This window comes from Brevundimonas sp. NPDC055812 (assembly GCF_053616535.1).
In genome coordinates this window covers 176,429-201,219 of record NZ_JBSHDX010000006.1, presented here as the reverse complement: position 1 = coordinate 201,219, position 24,791 = coordinate 176,429, and the positions used below count along the sequence as shown (strand labels likewise).

Annotated in this window: 23 protein-coding genes and 1 pseudogene; 7 read left to right on the top strand and 17 right to left on the bottom strand. The window is 69.0% G+C overall.

The genetic code is table 11. The annotated features are described in order from the left end of the window. The first annotated feature begins 39 nt into the window (after window positions 1–39). Window positions 40–1,878 (top strand): ATP-binding protein, encoded by a 1,839-nt coding sequence (locus tag ACWGL1_RS11940; protein WP_452112112.1) that lies wholly within the window; start codon window positions 40–42, stop codon window positions 1,876–1,878. Here the strand turns inward: ACWGL1_RS11940 and ACWGL1_RS11935 are convergent. Next, window positions 1,875–2,297 carry a very short patch repair endonuclease gene (locus tag ACWGL1_RS11935; protein WP_338578032.1) on the bottom strand — a complete coding sequence of 141 codons (423 nt, stop codon included), beginning with the start codon at window positions 2,295–2,297 and terminating at the stop codon, window positions 1,875–1,877. The genes ACWGL1_RS11940 and ACWGL1_RS11935 overlap by 4 nt on opposite strands. Before the next feature lie 44 nt (window positions 2,298–2,341). After that, window positions 2,342–2,830, bottom strand: coding sequence for a peroxiredoxin (locus tag ACWGL1_RS11930; RefSeq protein WP_291779660.1), 489 nt, complete (start codon window positions 2,828–2,830; stop codon window positions 2,342–2,344). A 135-nt stretch (window positions 2,831–2,965) separates the two neighbouring features. Here ACWGL1_RS11930 and ACWGL1_RS11925 point away from each other — a divergent pair, with 135 nt between their 5' ends. Then, the gene (locus ACWGL1_RS11925; RefSeq protein WP_452112111.1) at window positions 2,966–3,535 is read left to right on the top strand and encodes a YqgE/AlgH family protein; all 570 of its coding nucleotides are present in this window, start codon (window positions 2,966–2,968) and stop codon (window positions 3,533–3,535) included. 9 nt (window positions 3,536–3,544) lie between these two features. Here ACWGL1_RS11925 and ACWGL1_RS11920 read toward each other — a convergent pair whose 3' ends face one another. From ACWGL1_RS11920 to coxB, 11 genes are all read right to left on the bottom strand, one after another. Continuing rightward, window positions 3,545–5,218, bottom strand: a complete 1,674-nt coding sequence (locus ACWGL1_RS11920; RefSeq protein ID WP_291779656.1) for a putative bifunctional diguanylate cyclase/phosphodiesterase — start codon at window positions 5,216–5,218, stop codon at window positions 3,545–3,547. Further along, window positions 5,215–5,835 (bottom strand): GNAT family N-acetyltransferase, encoded by a 621-nt coding sequence (locus ACWGL1_RS11915; protein WP_343828586.1) that lies wholly within the window; start codon window positions 5,833–5,835, stop codon window positions 5,215–5,217. Before ACWGL1_RS11915 ends, ACWGL1_RS11920 begins: the two co-directional genes overlap by 4 nt. 45 nt (window positions 5,836–5,880) lie before the next feature. After that, window positions 5,881–7,095 carry a M16 family metallopeptidase gene (locus ACWGL1_RS11910; RefSeq protein WP_346485623.1) on the bottom strand — a complete coding sequence of 405 codons (1,215 nt, stop codon included), beginning with the start codon at window positions 7,093–7,095 and terminating at the stop codon, window positions 5,881–5,883. Window positions 7,096–7,150: 55 nt separating this feature from the next. Continuing rightward, on the bottom strand, window positions 7,151–7,879 hold the full coding sequence (locus ACWGL1_RS11905; RefSeq protein WP_312220016.1) for an SURF1 family protein: 729 nt from the start codon (window positions 7,877–7,879) through the stop codon (window positions 7,151–7,153). Continuing rightward, the gene (locus ACWGL1_RS11900) at window positions 7,879–8,208 is read right to left on the bottom strand and encodes a DUF983 domain-containing protein (RefSeq protein ID WP_452112110.1); all 330 of its coding nucleotides are present in this window, start codon (window positions 8,206–8,208) and stop codon (window positions 7,879–7,881) included. The genes ACWGL1_RS11905 and ACWGL1_RS11900 overlap by 1 nt, the downstream gene beginning before the upstream one ends. Window positions 8,209–8,300: 92 nt before the next feature. After that, a complete protein-coding gene (locus ACWGL1_RS11895; protein ID WP_291779643.1) occupies window positions 8,301–9,179 on the bottom strand; it encodes a cytochrome c oxidase subunit 3 in 879 nt (292 codons plus the stop codon). A 42-nt stretch (window positions 9,180–9,221) separates the two neighbouring features. Continuing rightward, a complete protein-coding gene (locus ACWGL1_RS11890) occupies window positions 9,222–9,797 on the bottom strand; it encodes a cytochrome c oxidase assembly protein (RefSeq protein WP_291779638.1) in 576 nt (191 codons plus the stop codon). Between the two features lie 5 nt (window positions 9,798–9,802). After that, window positions 9,803–10,057, bottom strand: a complete 255-nt coding sequence (locus ACWGL1_RS11885; protein WP_291779635.1) for a hypothetical protein — start codon at window positions 10,055–10,057, stop codon at window positions 9,803–9,805. A 5-nt stretch (window positions 10,058–10,062) separates the two neighbouring features. Beyond that, window positions 10,063–11,040, bottom strand: a complete 978-nt coding sequence (gene cyoE, locus ACWGL1_RS11880) for a heme o synthase (RefSeq protein WP_312220017.1) — start codon at window positions 11,038–11,040, stop codon at window positions 10,063–10,065. Between the two features lie 65 nt (window positions 11,041–11,105). Continuing rightward, complete coding sequence (gene ctaD / locus ACWGL1_RS11875) at window positions 11,106–12,752, bottom strand: cytochrome c oxidase subunit I (protein ID WP_452112109.1); 1,647 nt, start codon at window positions 12,750–12,752, stop codon at window positions 11,106–11,108. Window positions 12,753–12,775: 23 nt separating this feature from the next. Next, complete coding sequence (coxB, locus tag ACWGL1_RS11870) at window positions 12,776–13,735, bottom strand: cytochrome c oxidase subunit II (protein ID WP_346484775.1); 960 nt, start codon at window positions 13,733–13,735, stop codon at window positions 12,776–12,778. Between the two features lie 264 nt (window positions 13,736–13,999). Between coxB and ACWGL1_RS11865 the strand changes: the two are divergent. The 4 genes and pseudogenes from ACWGL1_RS11865 to tldD all read left to right on the top strand — a co-directional run. After that, window positions 14,000–14,311: pseudogene (locus tag ACWGL1_RS11865) on the top strand (PadR family transcriptional regulator); the annotation flags it as partial. A 116-nt stretch (window positions 14,312–14,427) separates the two neighbouring features. Continuing rightward, window positions 14,428–14,994, top strand: a complete 567-nt coding sequence (locus tag ACWGL1_RS11860) for a DUF1700 domain-containing protein (RefSeq protein ID WP_291779624.1) — start codon at window positions 14,428–14,430, stop codon at window positions 14,992–14,994. A 24-nt stretch (window positions 14,995–15,018) separates the two neighbouring features. Beyond that, window positions 15,019–15,798: a GIN domain-containing protein gene (locus ACWGL1_RS11855; protein ID WP_291779621.1), complete on the top strand. Its 780-nt coding sequence runs from the start codon at window positions 15,019–15,021 to the stop codon at window positions 15,796–15,798. 251 nt (window positions 15,799–16,049) lie between these two features. Beyond that, complete coding sequence (gene tldD / locus ACWGL1_RS11850) at window positions 16,050–17,480, top strand: metalloprotease TldD (protein ID WP_452112108.1); 1,431 nt, start codon at window positions 16,050–16,052, stop codon at window positions 17,478–17,480. On the opposite strand, the gene mnmH is transcribed toward tldD, so the two are convergent. Genes mnmH through ACWGL1_RS11835 form a run of 3 tightly spaced genes read right to left on the bottom strand, consistent with a single transcriptional unit; the run spans window position 17,477 to window position 20,617 of the window. Further along, window positions 17,477–18,529 carry a tRNA 2-selenouridine(34) synthase MnmH gene (gene mnmH, locus ACWGL1_RS11845; RefSeq protein WP_452112107.1) on the bottom strand — a complete coding sequence of 351 codons (1,053 nt, stop codon included), beginning with the start codon at window positions 18,527–18,529 and terminating at the stop codon, window positions 17,477–17,479. The two genes, tldD and mnmH, sit on opposite strands and share 4 nt — an antisense overlap. Then, window positions 18,529–19,584, bottom strand: coding sequence for a selenide, water dikinase SelD (gene selD / locus ACWGL1_RS11840; protein ID WP_452112106.1), 1,056 nt, complete (start codon window positions 19,582–19,584; stop codon window positions 18,529–18,531). The genes mnmH and selD overlap by 1 nt, the downstream gene beginning before the upstream one ends. A 31-nt stretch (window positions 19,585–19,615) precedes the next feature. Then, window positions 19,616–20,617, bottom strand: a complete 1,002-nt coding sequence (locus tag ACWGL1_RS11835; RefSeq protein ID WP_452112105.1) for a TraB/GumN family protein — start codon at window positions 20,615–20,617, stop codon at window positions 19,616–19,618. A 142-nt stretch (window positions 20,618–20,759) separates the two neighbouring features. Here ACWGL1_RS11835 and ACWGL1_RS11830 point away from each other — a divergent pair, with 142 nt between their 5' ends. Further along, window positions 20,760–22,808: a TonB-dependent receptor plug domain-containing protein gene (locus tag ACWGL1_RS11830; RefSeq protein ID WP_452112104.1), complete on the top strand. Its 2,049-nt coding sequence runs from the start codon at window positions 20,760–20,762 to the stop codon at window positions 22,806–22,808. Between the two features lie 137 nt (window positions 22,809–22,945). Here the strand turns inward: ACWGL1_RS11830 and ACWGL1_RS11825 are convergent, their stop codons facing one another. Continuing rightward, window positions 22,946–24,712 carry a peptide MFS transporter gene (locus ACWGL1_RS11825; RefSeq protein ID WP_343828575.1) on the bottom strand — a complete coding sequence of 589 codons (1,767 nt, stop codon included), beginning with the start codon at window positions 24,710–24,712 and terminating at the stop codon, window positions 22,946–22,948. Window positions 24,713–24,791: the final 79 nt, after the last annotated feature.

Sequence of the window (24,791 nt, the reverse complement as noted above, 5' to 3'; positions counted from 1 at the left end):
CGGAGCGGGTGGGCTTCCGCCATCCGACAGCGGCACAAGATGCTGCCCCAACGACTCGTCGTGGGTCTGGCCTGCGCCCTGTTGTTCAGCCCCATCCTCGGCCTGTCGCTCTGCCTCGTCTGGCTGGCTGTCTATCTGCTGCTGCAACTGGCCGAGGCCGCCGCATTCGCATCGGTGACGCGCGGTCAGGCGATGGCGCTCAAGGGCTGGCGCGGCGCCCTGGGCGACCTGGCCCTGACGGCCAACGCCGGCGTCTACGCCAGCATCGCCATCCCCCTGTGGACCATGGGCGGGCTGCCCGGCGGCGTGGTCGCCACCACCCTGCTGGCGGCGGGCGCGATCAATTCGGTCATCGCCTCGGCCGGCAATCTGCGGGTCTTCATCTGGACCGTCACGCCCCAGGTGGCGGTCCTGGCGCTGACGCCGTTCTTCATGGCCCAGTCAAACGTCGAGGGACGCTTCATCCTGCCGGTGGCCGTCGGGGTTCTGGCCTTCGTCTTCTTCTGCCTGACCACGCGCAGCCGCCTCTACGCGGCGGGCGCGGCGGAGGCCCGCGCCCTCAAGGAGGCGGACGACAAGCGCCGCGAGGCCGAAAGCATCATGGCGGGTCGCAGCGCCCTTCTGGCCGCCGTGGCCCACGACCTGCGCACCCCGATCGGCGCCATCCTGACCGGCGCGCATGAGTTGAGCCGCGTTGCTGCGTCCTCCTCCTCGACCCGCCAGCAGACGGCCATGATCGAGGACGCCGGTCTGATGATGAAGGAGCTGCTGGACGACCTGCTCGATCACGCCCGCCTCGACGCCGGCCGCCTCAAGGTCGAGACGCGCGGGTTCGATCTGCGCGACCTGCTCAATCATACCTTCCGTCTGTGGCAGGGTCCCGTCCGCGCCAAGGGCCTGCGCCTGCGTCTCGACGGTTCGCGCTACATGCCTCGCATCGTCCAGGGCGACGCCATGCGCCTGCGCCAGGTGCTCAACAACCTGATCTCCAACGCCGTGAAGTTCACCGACTCCGGCGCCGTCACCGTCCGACTGTGCGCCTGGCGGGACGAGGCCGGGCGCCATGTCCTGCTGATCGACGTGGCCGATACGGGGCCGGGCATGACGACCAGCCAGTTGGAGCGCCTCTTCACCCCCTTCGACCAGACCGCCGACGGCGTGGCCGCCCGCTACGGCGGCTCAGGCCTGGGCCTGGCGATCAGCCGCGACCTGATCGAACTGATGGGCGGTCGGCTGACGGTCCGCAGCGAGGCGGGCCAGGGGTCGACCTTCACCGTCGCCCTCACCCTGTCGGAAGGCGAAGAAGACGGTGAAGTCGCCGCCTTCCTCGCCGCCCCTCCTCTGGCCGGCGCCCCGCCCGCCGCGACGCCGACCCGGCGTCCGCTCCCAATGGACGCCCCGCCTGCGCCGCGCGAAGAGACGGAAACGCCCCTCGCCGCCGCCCCAGCCGAGCCGGACCCCGACGCCGAACGCCCGCTGCGGGTTCTGGTGGTGGACGACCACGCCATCAACCGCCGCGCCGTTCAAGTGATCCTGCAGGCCCTCGACTGCGAACTGACCATGGCCGAGGACGGCATGGCCGCCCTCAAGGCCTGTGACGCCGACGTCTTCGACGTCATCTTCATGGATGTGCGGATGCCCGAACTGGACGGTCGCGAGACGACGCGCCGCCTGCGCGCGGGCGGCGGACCGAACGCCGACGCCCCGGTCATCGCCGTAACCGCCGACACCTCTCCGGAGGACATCGCCGCCTGCCTGGAGGCCGGCATGAACCATTTCGTGGCCAAGCCGCTGACGCCGGCGGTGCTGCTCACCGCCCTGAGCGAAGTCCTGGACCCCGCCGGCGACGCTGAAGTCGGCGCCCAGGCCGTGGCCTAACCGGCGTCGGCTTCGCCCCGCACCTCAGCCAGCAGCCGCTCGCCCCAATCCGGCGTCTTCTGCTCGCACTCCCACAAGGTCAGCACCCGCCAACCCGCCGCCGCCAGCTCGGCGGCGACGCGGCCGTCGCGCGCCCGGTTGCGATCGATCTTGGCCAGCCAGTAGTCGGCGTTGGAACGGGGCTGGCGCGCGCCGCGCGGGCAATCATGGCCGTGCCAGAAACAGCCGTGGACGAACAGGGCGACGCGTCGCCCCTTCATCACCACATCGGGTCGGCCGGGCAGGCCGCAGCCGCCCAGCCGATAGCCGATCCCGGCGCCCCGCAGCAGGCGCCGGACCTTCAGTTCGGGCGCGGTGTCGCGCCCCTTCACCCGCCGCATGACGGCGCTGCGCTTTTCCGGGGTGAAGACGTCGCCCATGGCTCAACCGGCCGTTCGGGCCGCCGTCTGGGCGACGACGCTCATCACAGCTGGGCCAGCAGGTGCTCGGCAGAGGAGACCTTGAACTCGCCGCCCTGCTCGATGTTGAGCTGGTCGACCACGCCGTCCTTGACCAGCATGGAGTAACGCTGCGAGCGCTCGCCCATGCCGAAGCCCTTGGCGTCCAGCGACAGGCCCACGGCGCGAGTGAAGTCGCCGTTGCCGTCGGCCAGCATGACGATGTCGTCGGCGCCGTTCAGTTCATTGTCCTTGGCCCAGGCGCCCATGACGAAGGCGTCGTTGACCGAGACGCAGGCGACGGTGTCCACGCCCTTGCCCGCCAGATCGGCGCGATGGTCGACATAGCCCGGCAGGTGGCGCGCGGAGCAGGTCGGGGTGAAGGCGCCCGGCACGGCGAACAGGGCGACCGTCTTGCCGCCGAACAGCTCGGCCGTCGTGACCGGCTTGGGGCCGTCGGGCGTCATGGTCGTCAGGGTGGCGTCGGGAATGCGGTCGCCGATCTGGATGGTCATGTCGGGGTCTCCGGGAGTTCGGCCCGGACGATCCAGGACGATGGGAGTCAGATAGAGACCCGCAGGGGGATCGCCAAGCGCGCCGGGCCCTGAGAATGGCTTGCGCCCGCCATCGTCCGCCCCGATGATAGAGGCATGACCGCCTTCTCCTCCCTGACCGGGCGTCTTCTGGTGGCGATGCCGGGTATCGACGACGATCGCTTCCGCCACGCCGTCATCCTGATCTGCGCCCACGACGATGAACACGCCCTGGGCCTGCGCTTGGACCAGCCCGCGCCGGGCGTGTCCCTGGCCGAGGTCCTTGAAAAGCTGGACACGCCGATCGACGACGCCGCGGGCGACCGTTCGGTGCTGATCGGCGGCCCGGTCGAGCGCGAGCGCGGCTTCGTCCTGCACACGGACGACTGGACCAGCGAGGACGCCAGCCTGACCTTCGGCGACGGCCTGGCCCTGACCGGCACACGCGACGCCCTGACCGCCATGGCCGACGCCGAGGACGGACCTAGCCGCTCCATCCTGCTGCTGGGCTACGCCGGCTGGGGCGAGGGGCAGCTCGAGGAAGAGCTGAACGAGAACATCTGGCTGACGACGGACGCCGATCCGGCCCTGATCTTCGACGCCGACTACGACACCAAATGGAGCCGCGCCCTGGCCGCCCTCGGCGTCGACGCCGCCCGTCTGTCCAGCCAGAGCGGCCGGGCCTGAGCCCCGCTTCTAGACCGAGCGCGCCTTGATCGGGGCGGCCCCGTCGGCGAGAGACTCGTTCAGATAGACCTCCGCCTCCTGGGCGGGCAGGGCCGGCGCATAGCCGAAGCCCTGGCCGTAGTGGCAACCGTCGTCGAGCAACAGCTTGGCCAGGACCGCGTTCTCCACCCCTTCGGCCACCACCTCCAGCGCCAGGTCGCGTCCCAGGTTGACGACCGATTTGACGATCTTGGCCGAGCCCTCGTCCTTGTCCATCGTCAGCACGAAATAGCGGTCGATCTTCAGCGTGTCGAACGGCAGCTTGGCCAGGTAGGACAGGGACGAGAAGCCCGTGCCGAAGTCGTCCAGCGCCAGACTGGCCCCCGCCTCGCGCAGGGCCTTCAGCACCTCGGCGGCGCGCGCGGTGTCGCGCATGATGTCGCCCTCGGTGACTTCCAGCTTCAGGGCGCCGCGCGGCAGGCCGGCTTCCTTGATGATGCGGGCCACGTCCTCGACCAGATGGGCGCGCTCGATCTCGCCCACCGACAGGTTGACGCTGCAGAACAGCCGCCCGGCGCCGGGATGGCGCTGCAGCCACTCGGCCAGCTGACGCGCGGCCTGGGTCATCATCAGCAGGCCGAGCTCGTTCATCAGGCCCATTTCATCGGCCAGGGTCAGGAACTCATCCGGCGGCACCAGGCCGCGCCGGGGATGACGCCACCGGGCCAGGGCCTCGAAGCCCGCCACCGCGCCCGTGCCCAGGTTGACGATCGGCTGGTAGAAGGGCTCGATCTCGCCGCGCACGAAGGCGTTTCGCAGGTCCGCCTCCAGCGCCAGACGAGACAGGCTGTCGCTCTCCAGCGCCCGACCATAGGCCGCCGCCCCGCCGCGTCCGGCCTGCTTGGCCTGTTCGACCGCCAGTTCGACCCGGCGCAGCAGTTCGGCGGCGTCCGGCGCGTCCGGTCCGCCCTCGGCCGTCACGGCGCCGATCGACAGGGTGGGATAGATGTCGAAACCCGCCAGCCGCAGGGGCTGTTCGAGCGCCTCGCGCAGTCGTTCGCTGCCGCTGGCGCCGCTGCCGCCCCGCCGCACCAGGACGGCGAACTCGTCCTCGCCGATGCGGGCCGGGATGCAGTCCTCGGAGAAGGCCGCCGACAGGCGCGATCCCAGGGCCGACAGCACCAGATCGGCGCGCTCATGGCCCAGGGCTTCGTTGAGACGACGCAGCCGATCCAGATCGGCCACCACCATTTCATAGTCGCCCGCCGTTCCCAGCGTCTCGGCCACGCGCACCAGGAAGGTGCGTCGATCCAGCAACCCCGTCAGCGTGTCCCGGTCGGCGCCTGCGAACTTGGTCTCCAGGGCGACGATGCCCGCCGCGCGCAAGCCGTCTTCCAGCCAGACGCCGCGCCACAGGCAGGTCTCGCAGCCGCGCATCCGCAGGCGCACGGCGATCTCCGTCCCCTCGGCCTGCGGCTTGAGCAGACGATCCGCCAGAGCCCGGTCCTGCGGCAGGGCCAGGGCGGTGAAGGCCGCGCCCGAGCATTGCGGCGCCAGCGGCCCCAGGCCGAGCGGCCGGGTGGCCCCGGTGAAGCGGATCTGATCCTCGGCGGGCGTCCATATCCACAGGGCGGCGTCCGCCGCCGCAAGGGCCTCGATCGCCGTGGTGGGGTCCCACGTCAGGGCTCTGGATCGTGTGCTCAAGACGGGTCCGATACTCTGACGGAATGGGCGACTCTGGCGTCGAACTCCTCCTGGAGGACGCCGAACAGCAAATGGTCTGCCCAACGGCCGTTAATTTTCAAATAAGCCCGGGCGACGCCTTCCTGACGAAAGCCCGCCTTTTCCAGCACACGGTGCGAAGCATGGTTGGTCGGCACGCAGGCCGCCTCGACCCGATGCAGTCCCAGGCTTCCAAAGGCGTGGGCCAGCATGGCCCGGACCGCCGCCGTGCCGACGCCCCGCCCCGCATAGGGGCGACCGATCCAGTAGCCCAGGGTGCCGGTCTCGGCCACGCCGCGCCGGATGTTGGAGAGGGTGATGGCGCCCAGCAGGGCCTCGTCCGCCGGATCGAAGACGAACAACGGCCAGGCCGTCCCCTGCTCCATCTCTCGCGCATAGACGCCCAGGCGGCGACGAAAGGCGGCGCGGGTCAGGTCGTCCTCGGCCCAGGCCGGCTCCCACGGCTGCAGATAGTCGCGCGATTCCTCGCGCAGGGAGGCCCAGGCCACGTAGTCGGAGGGACGCGGCGGGCGCAGCACGACCCCCTGCCCGTTCAGGACCGGTCCGGTCGCCTCGGCCATCCAGTCGAACAGGGCCATGGTCAAACGATAGCGCGAAGCGGTCCCGGCGTCAGCAGGCCGCGATCAGCCCGCCGCCATCCGCTGACGGAAGGCGCGCCCCGCCCCGCCCGCCGCCCTGGGGCCCAGCACCGCCGTCGCCGACAGCCCCGGCGCCGCCATGAGCCGGCCCACGACGCGCAGGTCGTCAGCCGTCTGGGCTTCGATACGGGCGGCGCTGTCCTCGGACGACACGGGTGCGCCGAACGCCAGGGTCTGCCCCGCCAGACGGCCCGAGCGGCTGGCCGGGCTTTCGTCGGCCATCCACAGGCTGGCGTTCAGCACGGCCTTGGCCCGCGCCAGTTCGGCGTCCGTCGGCCCCCTTTCGGCCAGGTCGAGGATCTCGGCGGCGCACAGCTCGGCCAGCTCCAGCGAGCGCTCGGCCGCCGCTCCGGCGTAGACGCCCAACAGGCCCAGATCGTCATAGGTCTCGTGATAGGCGTCGATGGCGTAGGCCAGCCCCCGATCCTCGCGCGCGCTCTGGAACAGGCGCGAGGCCATGCCCCCGCCCAGGATTTCGGTGAACAGGCGCACGGCGGGCTGGCGCGGATCGCTCACCCCCAGGCTGGGAAGCTGGAACACCAGATTGGCCTGTTCGATCTTGCGCGCCAGCCGCGCCTCGCCGCCCGTGAAGACAGCCGGCGCCGTCGTTTCGCCCGGCGCCGACGCCGCCTGGCCGAACCAGGCTTCGGCCAGGGTCAACAACTCGGCCTCATCGACCGCGCCGGAAACCGCCACGACCATGCGGTCGGGCGAGTAGAGACGGGCGCGCCAGTCGGCGACGGCCGCCCGGTCGGCGGGGGCCAGGCTGGGGACCGAACCCAGGATCGGCCGCCCCAGGGCCTGGCCGGCGAAGGCCTGGGTCTGGGCCATCTCGAACACATGGTCGTCGGGGGTGTCGAAGGCCTCGGCGATCTCCTGAGCCACCACGTCCTTCTCGCGCTCGATCTCCTCGGGCGACAGGGTCGGGCGGAACACCAGGTCGGACAACACCTGCATGGCCAGCGGCAGGCTGCCCTTCAGCGCGCGCACGTCGAAGCTGGTGCGCTCATAGCCGGTCGCGGCGTTGATCGAGCCGCCCTCGGCCTCGATGCGCTCGACGATCTCGCGCGCGCCCATGTCGCCCGCGCCCTTGAAGACCAGATGCTCCAGCAGGTGCGACCAGCCGGAATGGACTTCGTCCTCCATGCGGGCGCCGCCGTTGACGGCCACGGTCACGGCGATGGTGCGCAGGCCGGGCATGGGGTCGCACACGACGCGCACGCCGTTGGACAGGGTGTGAAGGCGAGCAGTCAGGTCAGCGGTCCTTGGCAGGCATGGGACGATAGCGGCGCAGCAGCAGGGCCGCGTAGAAGACGACCAGCACGATCGCCAGGCCGAACCAGGTCAGGGCGTAGCCCAGGTGGTTGTTGCTGAAGGCGGCGGGCGGCGCCACCGGCCGCAATCCCGTCAGCTCCGGGTTGGCCGAGGTGGTCGCATAGACGGTGTAGGGCGAGACGGCCCCCGTCACGCCTAGAGCCTCAGCCATGGCCGCCCGGTCGCGGCCGTAGAAGATCTTGCCCGACGGCGGCGGCGTCAGGGCGTTGGGGCCGGGCGCCTGGCGCACCACGCCTGCGATCACGACCGGCATGGCCGCAGCGTCGGCGCGCACGGCGGGACGCTCGGCGACATCCGCCGGCAGGAAGCCGCGATCGACCAGCACCGTCCCCCGCCCCTCGACCGGACAGGCCGAGATCAGCCGCACCCCCGCGTCGCCGTCCTCGATGGTCTGAAGCTCGACGAAGGGGGCCGCGTTCAGGCCCCGGCAGGTCACGACCACCTGGCGGAACTCGGGATCCTCCAGCGCCAGGGCGTCGGTCAGGGCGATGGGCGCCTGCTCCGCAGCGGCCTCAGCCTTGTCGATCAGGTCCAGCTTCCACTGCAGCCGCTGCACCTGCCACACGCCCAGAGCCAGCAGGACGCCGAGCAGCAGGACGGCGACCGCCGTCAGGATGATGGGAAAGCGAGGCCGGGCGGCGACGGTCATCAGGTCTCTCGGTGTGAATCGGCGCCGCGCTGACGCAGCATCTGAAGGGCGGTCATCAGCCCTTTGCCGGGGCGCATCAAGGTCACGGCCAGAACCGCGACCAGAGGCAGCCAGATGATCAGGTGCAGCCAGATCGGCGGGCTCCAGGCGATCTCGACGGCCAGGGCCGAGAAGCCCACCAGGAAGCCGGCGATCTGCATGATGAAGGTCGCCGCCCCGTCGCCGGTCTCGACCGCCCCCAGATCATAGCCGCAGACTTCGCAAGCCGAGCGGCGTTTCAGGAAGCCCTCGAACAGCGGCCCCCGCCCGCAGGCCGGACAGCGTCCCATGAGCCCTGCGCGCACGGCGGGCCAGACAAGCAAATCGGCGCGGGGCTTGGGGCCCCGCGCCGACGAAAGCTCGACTTGTCCGTCGGGTTCGATCAACCGAAGACGACGTACATGAAGACGAAGAGGAACAGCCACACCACGTCGACGAAGTGCCAGTACCAGGCGGCGGCTTCGAGACCGAAGTGCTTCTGCGGCGTCATCTGGCCGGCGTAGAGGCGCAGCAGGCAGACCGCCAGGAAGATGGTGCCGATCAGCACGTGGAAGCCGTGGAAGCCCGTCGTCATGAAGAAGATGGAGCCGTACAGCTTCGCCTGGGCCGCTTCCTCGCTGAAGAACAGGTGGCCGTGCAGGATGTGGTAATACTCGTACGCCTGAACCGCGGTGAACAGCACGCCCAGCAGGACGGTGATCAGCAGGCCCAGCTTGGCGCCCTTGCGGTCGCCCGAGATCAGGGCGTGGTGCGCCCAGGTCAGGGTCGTGCCCGACAGCAGCAGGATGACCGTGTTCATGAGCGGCAGGCTCCACGGGTCCAGCAGCTCGACGCCCTTGGGCGGCCAGGTCTGCCAGGCGGCGGCGGTGTCCGCCCAGTTGCCGACTTCCGGGATGATCGTGCGCGCTTCGTTGAAGATCGCCATGTCGAAGAACATCCAGAAGAAGGAGACGAAGAACATCACCTCCGACGCGATGAACAGCACCATGCCGTAACGCAGGCCAATGCCCACGACCGGGGTGTGGTCGCCCTTGCGGCTTTCCTTCACCACGTCCGACCACCACGAGAACATGGTGAACAGGACGCCGGCCAGGCCGGCGAAGAACAGCCACTTGGTGCCGGCTTCCAGGCCGAACAGGCCCTTCATCCACACCACAGCCCCGATGAACATGATGCAGGCCGACATGGAGCCGACCAGCGGCCACGGGCTGGGGTCTACCAGATGGTAGTCGTGTTGCGGTTTCGCGTGAGCGTCAGCCATTCCCAAGGTCTCTGAATTAAGGCGAGAGTCGTTTGAAGAGGGCTATAGCCCCCGCTCTCCGGCTTTGCCAACAGCAGAGTCGTTCGCAACGGCCTGCTGAAAGCCTTTGGTTGGAAAGAAGGTGTAGCTGAGGGTGATCTGGCGCACCCCCTTCACCTCGGCGTCGGTCGCCATTTCGGGCGCCACGAAATACTGCACCGGGAAGGACACCGTCGCGCCCGGCGCGATCTCCTGCCCCTCGAAGCAGAAGCATTGCAGCTTCTGGAAATAGGGTCCGGCCCGCTCGGGCACCACGTTATAGGCGGCCGTGGCGTGGATCGGCTGGTCCGAGGTGTTGGTCACCTCGAAATAGGCCATGCCCGTTTCGCCGATGCGAACCTTCTGGCTGGTCTGCTCCGCGCGGAACTTCATCGGCAGGTCGCGGACGTTGGTGTCGAACCGGATCAGGACTTCCTGGTCCAGAACCGCCGTCGGCGCGGCCTCGGCCTTCTTCACCGTGCCGTCAAAGCCGGTGACCTGGCAGAACAGCCGGTACAGCGGCACGGCGGCGAAGGCCGCGCCCGTCATCAGAATCACCAGAGCCGCGCACAGAAGCGCGACCGAATTCTTGTTCTTCACAGCCCTCAAGGCTCCTGGGTTGCAGGCGCGGGGGCGTCCGGCTGGACCGGCGCCGGCAGGGCCGGATCGGCCCTCTCCAGCGTGGCCAGGGCCGCCGCCTCGGCTTCATGCCGCGCCTGGTTGTTGGCGTGCATGCGCGACACCGTCACGGTGTAGACCAGGGCGATGAAGGCCAGCAGGCCCAGGGCGATGGCCACGTTGCGACGCTTGCGCGCACGGACCTGTTCATCGTTCAGCTTCAGGAACTCTGGTTTGGACATGGGATTCAGACTCCGACGCCCGACAGATGCTCGACCAACAGGGCCGAGAACAACGCCATCAGGTACAAGATCGAAAAGGCGAACAGGTTGCGAGCCGGTTTGGCCTCGACCCGAACGTCATACAATGCGGCCTCTCGCCCCACGGCCTCGGCCTTGTCGGGCTGGTCGCCCGCGCGCGAGCGCCAGAGGCGGAAGGCCAGGGCCAGGAAGCCCAGCCCCCCGACCGCCGACACCACCAGATAGATCGGCCCGCCCAGGCCGGTGAAGGCCGGCGCGATCGCCACAGGCACGAAGACCAGGCTGTAGAGCAGGATCTGCAGACGCGTGGACTTGGCCCCGCGCGCCACCGGCATCATCGGAATGCCCGCCTTGGCGTAGTCGCCGGCCGAATAAAGCGTCAGGGCCCAGGTATGGGGCGGCGTCCACATGAAGATGATCAGAAACAGCAGCCAGGCCTGCCAGGGCGCGTCGCCCGTCACTGCGGCCCAGCCGATCACCGGCGGGAGGGCGCCCGCCGCGCCGCCGATGACGATGTTCTGAGGCGTGCGGCGCTTGAGCACCAGGGTGTAGAGCCAGGCGTAATAGACGATGGTCAGGGCCAGAAGCCCGCCCGCCAGCCAGTTGGTCGTCATGCCCAGCAGCATGACCGAGAAGACCGACAGCACCATGCCGAAGGCCAGGGCGTCGTTCTTGCGCACGCGGCCGGCGGCGACCGGTCGGCCGCGCGTACGGCGCATCAGGGCGTCGGTCTCGCCCTCGACGGCCATGTTGAGAGCGCCGGCCGCCCCCGCCCCGATGGCGATGCACAGGACGGCGACGATGGCGTTGACCCAGCTCAGCTGCCCCGGCGCCACGACCAGGCCCGTCACCGCCGTGAACACCACCAGCGACATGACGCGCGGCTTCAGCAGTTGGAAGAAGTCTTCCGGCTGGGACGTGGTGACGAGGGGGGTCTCGCGGGCGGGGCGTTCGGTCATGGTCATATAAAGCGCGAAGGCCGCCCTTCCGGTTTCGAAAGGGCGGCCTCTCCGGGTCTATCCGATACGGATCAGTGGTTGTCCGCCTTGACCACCGGCAGTTCGTTGAACTGGTGGTGCGGCGGCGGCGAGGAAAGGGTCCACTCCAGGGTGGTGGCGCCTTCGCCCCACGGATTGGCCTCGGCCTTGCGGCGACGGATGGCCGACTCCAGGAGCATCGCCAGGAAGACGGCGACGCCGATGATGGTGATGAGGTAGCCGACCGACGAGACGTGGTTCCAGTAGGTGAAGGCTTCCGGGTAATCGATGTAACGACGCGGCATGCCCTGCAGGCCCAGGAAGTGCTGCGGGAAGAACACCAGGTTCACGCCGATGAACATGATCCAGAAGTGCGCCTGGGCCAGGAACTCGTTGTACTTCACCCCGAACATCTTCTCGTACCAGTAGTAGAAGGCCGCGAAGATCGAGAAGATGGCGCCCAGCGACAGCACGTAGTGGAAGTGCGCCACGACGTAGTAGGTGTCGTGCAGGCTGTAGTCGATGCCGGCGTTGGACAGGACCACGCCGGTCACGCCGCCGACGGTGAACAGGAAGATGAAGCCCATCGCCCACAGCATGGGCGCCTTGAAGGTGATGGAGCCGCCCCACATGGTGGCGATCCAGCTGAAGATCTTCACGCCCGTGGGCACGGCGATGATCATGGTCGCGGCCACGAAGTAGGCGCGCAGGTTCACGCTCATGCCGACCGTGTACATGTGGTGAGCCCACACGATGAAGCCGATGAAGCCGATGGCGACCATGGCGTAGGCCATGGCGAGGTAGCCGAAGATCGGCTTCTTCGAGAAGGTCGAGACGATGTGCGAGATCATGCCGAAACCCGGCAGGATCATGATGTACACTTCGGGGTGGCCGAAGAACCAGAACAGGTGCTGGTACATCACCGGGTCGCCGCCGCCGGCGGGGTCGAAGAACGACGTGCCGAAGTTACGGTCGGTCAGCAGCATGGTGATGGCGCCCGCCAGGACCGGCAGCGACAGCAGCAGCAGGAAGGCCGTGATCAGCACGCCCCAGGCGAACAGCGGCATGCGGTGCAGGGTCATGCCCGGCGCGCGCATGTTGAAGATGGTGGTGATGAAGTTGATGGCGCCCAGGATCGACGAAGCGCCCGCGACGTGCAGCGAGAAGATCGCCAGGTCGAACGACGGCCCCGTATGGCCCATGGTCGACAGCGGCGGATAGGAGGTCCACCCCCCGCCGAAACCGCGGCCCGGCCCGCCGTCGACGAACATCGACAGCACCAGCAGCACGAAGGCGAAGAAAATCAGCCAGAACGAGATGTTGTTCAGGCGCGGGAAGGCCATGTCCGGCGCCCCGATCATGATCGGGATGAAGTAGTTGCCGAAGCCGCCCATCGTCGCCGGCATGACGACGAAGAACACCATGATCAGGGCGTGCGCCGTGACCGTGGCGTTGTAGCCGTGCTTGGAGGCCTCAACCAGGCCCAGGTACTGGATGATCGTACCTTCCTTGAACAGCTGAATGCCCGGCTCGGCCAGCTCCCAGCGGATCAGGCCCGACAGGGCGCCGCCGACGAGGCCGGTGAAGATGGCGAACACCAGGTACAGAATCCCGATGTCCTTGTGGTTGGTCGACAGGAACCAGCGGGTGAAGAAGCCCGGCTTATGGTCGTGTGAATCGTGAAGTGCAGCGGTGGCCATGGATCTGGGCTCTCGCGTCTCTCTTACTGAGCAGCCGGCGCGGCGGGCGCGGCGGCGGTTGCGGGGGCCGCAGGCGCGGCGTCGGTCGGGGCGGCGGCGTCAGCAGCCGGAGCGGCGGGCGCTTCGGCGACGGCAGGCGCGGCGGCGGCGGCGGCTTCGTCGGCGGCCTTGGTCATGGAGCCGCCCTTGGAGGCGACCCAGGCGGCGAAGGCGTCCTTGCTCACCACCTTGACGTGGATCGGCATGAAGGCGTGGTCGACGCCGCACAGCTCGGAGCACTGACCGTAGTATTCGCCTTCCTTCTCGGCGCGGAACCAGGTCTCGTTCACGCGGCCCGGAACGGCGTCCACCTTGATGGCGAAGGCCGGCACGGCCACGGCGTGAATCACGTCCGAAGCGGTGATCAGCAGGCGGACGTTCTCGCCGACCGGCACCACCATCGGCTCGTCGGCGGCCAGGCGGTACAGGTGCGCCGGAGCCTTGTCTTCCGGCAGCATGTTCGAGATGTACTCAGCCACGCCCTGGTCCGGATACTCATAACCCCAGTTCCACTGGTTGCCGGTGATCTTCACCGTGACGTCCGCATCCGGATAGTCATGGTAGGCGAACAGCAGGCGGAAGGAGAACAGGGAGATGCCGACCAGGATCAGCACCGGCACCACGGTCCAGATCACTTCGATGACCGTGTTGTGGCTCCACTTGGCCGGGGTCGGGTTGGCGCGCTTGTTGTAGCGGATCGCGATCCACACCAGCAGCGCCAGCACCAGGACGCAGATCGCGGTGATGACCGGCATCAGCACGATGTTGTGGAAGAAGTGGGCCTCATGCGCCAGCGGCGCGCCGGCCGTCTGCAGGCCCAGGCCTGCCGGCGTCGGCTGACCCAACACATCCTGCGCCATCGCCGGCGCGGCGAAAATGGCGGCAAGGGCGGTCGCGGCGATACCGCCTCCCAACCGCGCCATGGCTCGCATGCCCATCCCCATTCGAGAAGTCCTCATAAACCGTTCAGCAGCAGACGTTTGCGAGCAATTCGCAAGCGTCGCCGGGCCCAGAGGACCTCGGCGTGTCATGGGCCGGTCCTTATCGGCTCGGATCGCCCTTGCCAAGCGATCAAGCGCACCTATGGCGCCGTCTCGACAAAATGCGGTCGATTAAATCGCTGTCATGTTTCGATAGCTACCTTGCACGGCAAGATACCTTGCGATACCTCTTGGATACCCGAACGAGGGACGACCGAGAGGGATTTCATGCCCGACACCATCGACATCCAACTGAAGAAAGGCGTGCTGGGATTATGCGTCCTGGCCCTGCTCGCCCGGCGAGACAGCTACGCCTATGAGATCGCCAGCCGCCTGTCCGACGCCATCGGCATGGGGGAAGGCACCATCTATCCGCTGATGCGGCGGATGCAGACCGACGGCCTGGTCGAGACCTATCTGGTCGAATCATCCAGCGGCCCGTCGCGCAAATACTATCGCCTGACCGCCGCGGGCCGCCGCGCCCTGGACGGCCAGACCGGCGAGTGGCGGGCGTTCGCCCGCGCCGTCGAGGCCCTGATTGCTGGCGATGACGACGAAAGCGTCATCGTCGCCGAGCCCCCGGCCGAAACGCCCGCCCTGCTCGATCAGAGCGCCAAGACCGAATCGACCGCCCACGCTGACAGGGGAGAGGACCAATGAACCGCGCGGAATTCCTGGCGCGCCTGCGCCGCGGCCTGGTGGGCCTGCCCGCAACGACCGCCAATGAGATCGTGGCCGACTATGAAGCCCACTTCGCCGACGGCGCAGCCGCCGGGCGCAGCGAGGCCGAGGTGGCCGAGGCCCTGGGCGATCCCGATCGCCTCGCCCGTGAACTGAAGGCCGAGGCCGGCGCCCAGCGCTGGCGTCAGGAGCCGTCGGCCTCATCCGCCGCCGGGGCCGTGTTCGGCATCCTGGGCCTGGGCGCCATCGACATCCTGATCCTTCTGCCCATCGCCCTGCCTGTCTTCGGCACGGTTCTGTCGCTGCTGCTGGGCGGGGTCGGCGTCTTCATCGCCGGCGGCTTCGTTATGGTGGCGGGCGCCTTCATGGGCCTGCCGGGCGGGGCGCTGGCCGCCGCGCTGCTGGGCGTCGGCCTGATGGGCATGGGCATCTTCATGATCGGGACCATGGCCCTGCTGACCAAATGGCTGATCGACGCCACCGTCTGGTACGCCCGCCTGCATTACCGCGTCATCAAGCCCGCCCTGGAACCCCAGGCCTAAAGCCAGAGAGAGGAGAACACAGTCATGATCCGCAATCTGCTCATCATCTCCGGCGCAGGCCTGATCCTGGCCATCGTCGGCATCGGCGGCGCCTTCGCCGTGGGCGGCCGCGACCTGGCCCGCCACGACTGGACCTGGGTCATCACCGACGATGAGGCCGGCGACAGCGGCTTCACCGTCGAGCGCGGTCAGGTTTCGCCCGACGCCACGCGCACCATCGAATGGACGGGCGACGAGCGCCTGGCGATCAACATCCCTGCCGACGTCGTCTACGACCAGCAGGCCGAGACGCCGGGCATCACCGTCTCGGGCGCCCAGAGCGTGGTTGATCGGGTGCGCTTCTCCAACGGCCGCCTGACGCTGGACGAGGCCCCGCGGGGCGACCGCAGCTATGTCCGCTGGACGCGCACCGGCATTCGCGGCTGGAGCGAGACGGACGCCCTGAAGATCATCATCAAGGCCCCCTCGGTGAAGGCCTTCGATCTGTCGGGTCCGACCGAGCTGAAGATCCGCGGCTACGACCAGCCGTCGCTGGACCTGACGCTGACCGGCTCGTCCGACGTGCGGGTCCAGGGCCGCGCCGAGACCGTGACGGTCGACGTCTCCGGCGCCGGAGACGCCCGCATGGACGAACTGATCGTCGATGACGCCAAGGTGCGCGTCAGCGGCTCGGGCGACGTCCGCGTCGGCCCCAGCGGCAAGGCCGAGGTCGACGTCTCGGGCAGCGGCGAGGTCCGCCTGACCCGCCGCCCTGCCGAACTGCGCCAGTCGGTCAGCGGCTCGGGCGAGGTGTCGCAGGACTGACAAACGCTCACCCTCTCCCGGCGGGAGAGGGCTTGAGCGCACGGCGGCGCAGCCGTCGTTCTGGCGCGAAAGGGTGAGGGGCTTGTCCCGTCAGTCGGCGCAAGCCGCCGCGCGACCTTATCAACCGCGAACCCTCACCCTTTCGCCTTAGCCAATCGCCTTCGGCTCTTGGAGGCTCAAGCCCTCCCCCAACAGGAGAGGGTTTTTGCTGCCCCCGTGACGGCGGCCCCCGCAACCCCTATCTAGCGTCCATGAGCACCGTCGCCTCCCCCTCCCCCATCCTCGACGCCGCGGGCGTAGCCCCGGACGAGGCCCTGTCGATCCTGCAGACCGCGCTGTCGGGCGCCGACGACGGGGAGCTGTTCCTCGAAAAGACCGAGAGCGAATCCCTGGTCTTCGACGACGGGCGGCTGAAGGGCGCCTCCTACGATGCTGTTGAAGGTTTTGGCCTGCGCGTCGTGGCGGGCGAGACGGCCGGTTACGCCCACGCCAATGAAATCTCCGCCGCCGCCATCCGCCGCGCCGCCGACAGCGCCGCCCTGGCCAAGCGCGGCTATGACGGAACCGCCGCCGAGGCGCCGCGCGCCACCAACCAGCGTCTCTATGATCCGGTCGATCCGCTGCTGGCCCCGGCCTTCTCGGACAAGATCGCCCTGCTGGCCGAGATCGACGCCTGGGCCCGCGCCCGCGATCCGCGCGTGGTGCAGGTCTCGGCCTCACTGGTCGGCGAGCGCCGCGCCATCGACATCCTGCGCGGCGACGGGCGGCTGCTCAGCGACCTGCGCCCTCTGGTCCGCCTGAACGTCTCCGTCACCGTCGAGAAGGACGGCAAGCGCGAAAGCGCCTCGTCCGGCGCAGGCGGCCGCGCGGGCTTCGAGGAATGGGTCGCCCCCGAACGCTGGCAGGCTCAGGTGGACGAGGCCCTGCGTCAGGCCCTGGTCAATCTGGAGGCCGTCGACTGCCCGGCGGGCGAGATGGACGTGGTGCTGGGCGCGGGCTGGCCCGGCGTCCTGCTGCACGAGGCCGTCGGCCACGGCTTCGAGGGCGACTTCCACCGCAAGGGCTCCTCGGTCTTCACCGGCATGATGGGCAAGCGGGTGGCTGCGCCGGGCGTGACGGTCGTGGACGACGGCTCCATCGCCGGGCGTCGCGGCTCCCTGTCGTTCGACGACGAAGGCACCCCGACCTCGCGCACCGTGCTGATCGAGGACGGCGTCATGGTCGGCCTGATGCACGACCGGCTGTCGGCGCGTCAGCTGGGGGCGAACGCCACCGGCAACGGTCGGCGCCAGTCCTTCGCCCACACGCCCATGCCGCGCATGACCAACACCTTCATGGAAGGCGGCAAGGATTCGCAGGCCGACATGATCGCCTCGACCAGGCGCGGGCTCTACGCCGCCAACTTCGGCGGCGGCCAGGTGGACATCACCAACGGCAAGTTCGTCTTCCAGTGCACCGAGGCCTATCTGATCGAGGACGGCAGGATCACGGCGCCGGTGCGCGGCGCCACCCTGATCGGCGACGGGGCCACGGCCCTGACCCAGATCCAGATGATCGGCGACGACTTCGCCTTCGACCCCGGCGTCGGCACCTGCGGCAAGGCTGGTCAGGGCGTCCCCGTCGGCATCGGCCAGCCCAGCCTCAAGATCGGCGGCCTGACCGTCGGCGGCACGGCGGTCTAACTGACCCTTTCCCATCGGGAGAGGGAAGCCGCGATCGCCTCAGCCGCACGGTTCACGTCGCCGTCCATGACGATCTCACCCAGATCGCGCGTCCCCGCAGACGCCCGGCGATAGGCCGGGTCGTAATGCTCGCGCATCAGGGCCGTCGCCAGGGCGCGCAGGTCGCCCGCCTGCGACAGGGCGCGCCACTGCGCGATCCGCTCGCGGCTGTGGTGGCTGGGCATCCGCGTCAGCAGGGCGTCGCGCACGGCCGCATCCTCAGTCGCCGCCTGATAGTCGCGCAGCACCCGCTCGACCCGCGCCTCGAACGGAGCCACCAGACGTAGGGTTGGCGCCGCCTTCATCGCCGCCCACAGCGCGGGCGGCACCGTCAGGCGGCCGATGCGGCTGGCCTCGGCCTCGACCACCACGGGGCGGCTGAGATCCAGAGCGGACAGGGCGGCGTAGAGACGGCTCTCAAACAGCTTCTGCGACGGCTGTTCCGCCTCGGTGCGTCCGAACAGGGAGCCGCGATGCGCCGCCAGCCCCTCCAGATCCAGGCTCTGGACGCCGTGATCGGCCAGGCGCGCCAGCACCTCGGTCTTGCCGCTGCCGGTCAGGCCGTCCAGCAGAACCAGCTTCAGCGCCGGGGCCGTCTCCAGATCATGCAGGGCGGCGGCCACCGTCCGCCGCCAGGTCTGATAGCCGCCCTCCAGCCGCGTGACGGGCCAGCCGACCTGATCCATCACCGTGGTCATGGCCGTCGAGCGCTGCCCCCCGCGCCAGCAATAGACCAGCGGCTGGAAGCTTCCGTCGCGGTCGCTCAGCGCCCCTTCCAGATGCGCCGCGATGTTCCTCGCCACCAGGGCCGCGCCCAAGCGCCGGGCCAGGAATTTCGAGGTCTGGACGTAGAGGGTTCCCACCTCCGCGCGCTGGGCGTCGTCCAGCACCGGCAGGTTGATCGCGCCGGGCAGGTGATCCTCGGCGAACTCGCCAGGACTGCGCACGTCGATGACGGCGTCGTAGCGGGCGAGCGCCGCCAGAGAGACGTCCGCCGTCAGCCGCGCCATCAGCCGGCCGCCTTGACGACCACCGCCGGTTCGCCCTCGCGCACCCGGCCGACGCGGCGCGCCGAGGCGAAGCCCAGATCCTGAACCAGGCTCATCACCGCCTCCGCCGCCTCGGGCGCGACGGCGATCAGCAGGCCGCCCGAGGTCTGGGGATCGGTCAGCAGGTCGCGCCGCCATTCCGGCAGCTCGGCGTCCAGCGTCACCGCCTCGCCATAGGCCGCCCAGTTGCGCACCGAGGCCCCGGTCCGCACCCCCGCCTGCGCCAAAGCGGGCGATCCGTCCAGGAAGTCGGGAGCTTCAGCGTCGATCTCGACCGTCATCCCCGCGCCGCGCGCCATCTCCAGCGCATGGCCCAGCAGGCCGAAACCGGTCACGTCCGTCACCGCATGGACGCCGTCCGTCGCCGCCAGCCTCGGTCCCGGCGTGTTCAGCCTGGTGGTCGAGCCGATCAGGGCTTCATAGCCGCCCGCCTCCAGCCGCCCCTGCTTATAGGCGGCGCTCAGCACGCCGACGCCCAGCGCCTTGGTCAGGATCAGCACGTCGCCCGCCCGCGCGCCGCGATTGGTCAGCACCCGGTCGGGGTGCGCCAGGCCCAGGGCGACCAGACCGTAGATCGGCTCCAGACTGTCGATCGAATGGCCGCCCGCCACGGGCACGCCCGCCTCGGCGCAGACCGACGCGCCGCCTTCCAGCACCCGGCCGATGGTCTGGGGCGACAGCTTGCCGACCGGCATCCCGACGATAGCCAGGGCGAAGATCGGCGTCGCCCCCATGGCGTAGACGTCCGACAGGGCGTTGGCCGCCGCGATTCGGCCGAAGTCGAACGGGTCGTCCACCATCGGCATGAAGAAGTCGGTCGTCGCCACCAGGGCCTGCCGGTCGTTCAACCGCCAGACCGCCGCGTCGTCCGAAGTCTCGGTCCCCACCATCAGATCGGCGAAGGCCGCCGTGCGCGGCGTCGAGGCCAGGATGGACTGCAGGACGTCAGGCGCGATCTTGCAGCCGCAGCCGCCGCCATGGGCCAGGGACGTGAGTCTGGGTTCGGTCTCGCTCATCCCCCCGGCGTCGGCCTTCGCACGCCGGACGTCAACCGCCTTCGTGCGTGGCGGAGGCGGCCGCGCGCCATTCCGGGCCGTCCACCTCGAAGCCCTGGGCCTCCAGCGCATCCAGCACGCCGTCCGGCTCGGCCAGGCGGCGCAGCGGCGCGACCGCCATGGTCAGGCCGGGCTGGGTCAGCGCCTCGGCGACCGCGTCGGTCCATTCCGTGCGCAACTGCCGCCCGATCTGCGGATCGCCCCACGGCCAGCAGCGGTCCACCGCCTGATCCACCGGCGAGGCCAGCACCTCGGCCACCCGCAGCCCGCGCCACGCCTCGGCCCGCAGACGCACGGCGTCCGGTCCCAGCTCAGCCGCAGACAGGGCCGCGCGCAGGCATTCCCGGTGCGTCTCGGGCGGGGCCGTGATCAGGCTTTCCACCAGGTCGGCGCCTCGCACCACCCCGATGGAGCGGACCGGCACGCGCGCCTTGCGGGCGGCGCGACGCACGGCGTCGTCGGCGCCGACCGGCCGCGATCCCTTTTCGCCCGCCCTGTCCTGAATCAGGCCGATGGCGAGCAGCAGCAGGCTTTCGCGCCTCCACTGATCGTTCTTCTCGGTCGCCATCACGGCTTCCAGCCGCGCCTGGTCCTCAGGCGAGAGATAGTCGGCCGTCGTCGCGCCTTCCGGCAGCCAGCCGATCGTGCGGATGCGCCACATCAGGCGCAGGACGTCGGCGGGCGAGGCGCGGCCGCGCTGCGGGAACAGGATGCGGTCGGAACGCGCGGCGGCCTCCTCCAGCGCCCGCGCCCGCCATTCGAAGCCGCGCGGCGCCTCCTCGATGGCGCCGACCAGGATCATCACCCCCTCGCCGTCGCGCCGCACCGTCCACATGGGCGCGCCCGCCCGTCGCGCGCTGACGACCACCTCGTCCACCCGTGTCGCCGCCTCGGTCTGGGCCTGGCCGGCGCGGGCCGCGATCGGAACCGCGGACACGGCCAGAAGAGCGGCCAGCAGAGCGGGAAGGGCGATCGGCGCGAAGCGAGCTTTCATGCCCCTATACTAAGGTCTGGCCAATCCGCCGCACGTGACTATTCCGTAATGCTGTCAGCGATTTAATCCACCTGTCCCGCTTGTAACTGGAGATCGGGCGTCGCCGCCGTCACACCTCTGCCGACACCGAGGGAGAGGAAAGATGAACACCAAGAGCGCCCTGCTGGCGACCACCGCCCTGCTGCTGGCTGCAGCTCCCGCCGCGGCCCTGGCCGCCGAGGGGACGGACGCGCCCGCCCGCCAGACGGCCGTGCCCAGCGATCAGGCCGTCCTGATCTTCACCCCCGACTTCTTCGCCGACGCCCGTCCCAACACCGCGCTGGACATGGTCAACCGGGTGCCCGGCTTCTCCGTCAACGACGGCGACGGCGCGCGCGGCTTCGAAGGCGCGGTCGGCAACGTCCTGATCAACGGCTCGCGCCCGGCGTCGAAGAACGACACCGGCTCCAACGTCCTGGGCCGCACCGTCGCCGCCCAGGTCGAACGCATCGAACTGATCCGCGGCGGCGCGCCGGGCATCGAGATGCAGGGCTATTCCGTCGTCGCCAACGTCATCCTGAAGAACACCGTCAGCCGCGAGCACATCCTGACCGGCAACGCCTTCCTGTTCGAGGGCGGCCAAGACCTGTTCGGCGGCTCCTATCAGTTCACCGAGCGCAAGGGCGACCGCACCTGGGGCGTGACCTTGAGCGACGGCATCTCCAACAGCGATTCCAACGGCGCCGGTCCCCTGCGCCGCGTCGGCCCGAACGGCGAACTGCTGCGCGCCGAGGACTACTACAACGACGGCTACGGCGGCGGGAACTCGATCCGAGGCACCTACGCCGGCCCGCTAATGGGCGGCAGGATCGACCTGACGGCGCGTTACGGGATCAACGACTGGCACGGCGTCTATCGCCAGACCGCGCCGGACGTGCTGCGCGAAAGCCTGTCCGACGAAGACTCCAAGAGCGGCGAGGTCGGCGTCGTCTACACCCGCCCCCTGTCGGAGCGGCTCAAGCTGGAGACGCGCTTCATCCACGAGTTCGAGGAATTCGACAACGTCGCCACCGCCCTGAACCGCGAAGCCGGGGTCGAAGAGCCGATCGAACGGTTCGCCGCCAACGGCGACTCCTCCGAGACCATCCTGCGCGGCCTGCTGCGCTTCGAGCGGTCCGCCGCCCTGGAGTTCGAAGGCGGCGGCGAGATCGCCTACAACATGCTGGAGATCGATCAGACCTATTCGGTCGGCGGGGTGAACAAGCCCCTGCCCTCGGCCTCGGTCAAGGTCGAGGAGACGCGCGGCGAACTGTTCGGCAAGGCCACCTGGCGCATCAATCCCAAATGGACGCTCGAGGGCGGCCTGCGGCTGGAATCCTCGACCATCAGCCAGTCGGGCGACGCCGAGCAGGAGAAGAGCTTCTTCTACGCCAAGCCCCGCCTGCTGACGACCTGGACGCCGACGGCCTCAACCCAGGTGCGCCTGCGCATCGAGCGCACGGTCGGCCAGCTGGACTTCGGCGACTTCGCCGCCTCGGCCGACCTGGAGGACGAGAACGTCTTCGGCGGCAACGTCAATCTGGAGCCCGAATCCCGCTGGGTCGGCGAACTGACCTTCGAGAAGCGCTTCTGGGGCGAAGGGATCGTCAGCGTCGGTCTGCGCCACGACGAAATCTCGAACGCCATCGACGTCATCCCCCTTGAGGGCGGTTACGCCGCCGTGGGCAACATCGGCGACGGCACGCTGGATCAGTTGGTGCTGAACGTCACCGTCCCGACCGACAAGCTCGGCCTCTCGGGCGGCAAGTTCGGCTTCAGAAACACCTGGAACCACACCGAGGTCACCGATCCGACCACGGGCGAGATCCGCCCCATCTCGGGCATCCGCCCCACCCAGGCGACCATCACCTTCCAGCAGGACATCACCAGCTGGAAGCTGCAATGGGGCGGCGCCTGGATCCCGCTGCTGGGTCAGAAGACCTTCCGTCCCGACGAAATCAACGGCTGGCGCGGCCACGACTATTACGAGCTGTGGGCCGAGTACAAGCCGACCCCAACCCTGTCGATCCGCGGCCAGGTCAACCTCTGGGACGACTTCAACGTCGAGCGGACCGTCTTCGGCGACCGCGAGACCCGGCCGATCGCCTTCGTCGAGAACCGCTTCATCGATCCGCGGACCTTCTATCAGATCCGCTTGCGCAAGACGTTCTGAGCCACAAGAAGAGGACCCGTCGGCGTCGCTTCGTCTCCCCAACGCGAAGCGGCCCAGGCGGGCGACCCGCACCAACTGAAAAGGGCGGCGTCTCCTGCGAGACGCCGCCCCTTCCTTGTCGCAAACCGATCAGGCGATCAGTGAACGCCCGCCATGCCCTTCTTGAGAAGGGGCGACAGGGCCAGCAGCACGACGCCGACGCCGACGCCGGTCCAGCCGATGGTCCCGAAGATGGAGCCATAGGTCTGCAACGCCAGCTGCGGATTGGTGACGACGCCGGCCACGGTGTCCGTGGCGGTGGCGGCGGCGATCCAGCCGGCGACGATGTGAGCCACCGACGACGACAGGAACCACACGCCCATCATCAGGCCGACCACGCGCGCCACCGACAGCTTGGTGATCATCGATAGGCCGACCGGCGACAGGCACAGCTCGCCGATGGTGTGGAAGGCGTAGGTCAGGAACAGGATCATCAACGGCACGCGGAAGGATTCGTTGAAGTTGTTCGCCGCCGCCCACGACAGCAGCAGGAAGCCCGCGCCGACCAGGACCAGGGCGACCGAGAACTTGACCGGGGTCGACGGCTCGCGGTTGCGCTTGCCCAGCCAGACCCACAGGGCCGCCATGATCGGCCCGCCCACGACGATGATGCCGGGGTTGAACATCTGGGTGTAGCCGGCGTTGAACCAGCTCGGCATCTGCGTCGACTGGTCGGCGAACAGGGTCAGGGACGAACCCGCCTGTTCGAACAGGGCCCAGAACAGCACCGAGAAGAAGATCAGCACCTGGGCGACCAGCATCCGCGACCGCTCGGCGCCCTTCAGGCGGAAGACGGTGTAGCCGACCACCGAGACGAAGGTGATCAGGGCGATGGGGATCAGGATCGTCTGCACGATCTCGTGACGCTGCATCAGCATCCAGACCGGGAAGACGGCGACGATGCCCGCGATCCAGAAGAAGGCCTCGACCGGCACGCCGAAGATGGAGCGCCCCTTCAGCGGAACCGGCGGTCCGCCGCGGCCTTCCAGCCAGGGCGCGCCGATCAGGAAGGTCAGCAGCCCCAACAGCATGCCGAAGCCCGCCAGACCGAAGCCGTAGGCCCAGCCGTAGGTGAAGCCCAGGTAGGAGCAGGCCGCCGTGGCCAGCAGGGACCCCAGGTTGATGCCGACGTAGAAGATGGTGAAGCCGCCGTCGCGACGCGGATCGTTCTCTTCATAGAGGGCGCCCACCACGGTCGAGATGTTGGCCTTCAGAAAGCCCACCCCCATGATGATCAGCGACAGGGCCAGGAACAGGACCGGCTCGCCGAAGGCGGTGTCGCGCTTGGTCTCGACCTTGTAGCCGCCTGCGGGCGTGAAGGCGGGGAAGCCCTCGCTGACCGCCGCGACCGCCGCAGCGTCGGCGGCCTGGGCCGCCGCCGGCTCGGCGCCGACCTTGGACACGCCTTCCGGGGTGATGGAGATCTGGACCCGCTCGTCGCCGCTGACGGCGAACATGGTGCGGTTCTGATCGCGGCCGACGACCTCGATCTGATAGGCGCGCTCGCCGATGGTCAGGCTTTCCTTACCGCCCGAGCCTTCGAACGCCATGGTGAAGTGGCCCGCCACCAGCAGCACGGCGCCGATGACCACGGCCTTGCGCGCGCCCAGGTATCTGTCGGCGATCATGCCGCCCAGAACCGGCATCAGGTAAACCAGCGCAGCGTAGGCGGCGTAGATGCCCTGCGCCTCGGCCGGTCCGAACAGGAAGTGCTGGGTCAGATACATGACCAGCAGCGCCCGCATGCCGTAATAGGAGAAGCGTTCCCACATCTCCGTGAAGAAAAGGATCACCAGCCCCCGCGGGTGACCCAGAAAGGTCTTGCGTGGCGCTTCGAGCGCGCCCCCTGCGTCCGTCGTGCTCAACGGCAAGCTCCATCTCTTGCGCCCCCGACGGGCGCGGAAGCGTGCAGAAACAGCACGGTCACGGATTGCAAACAAGCGT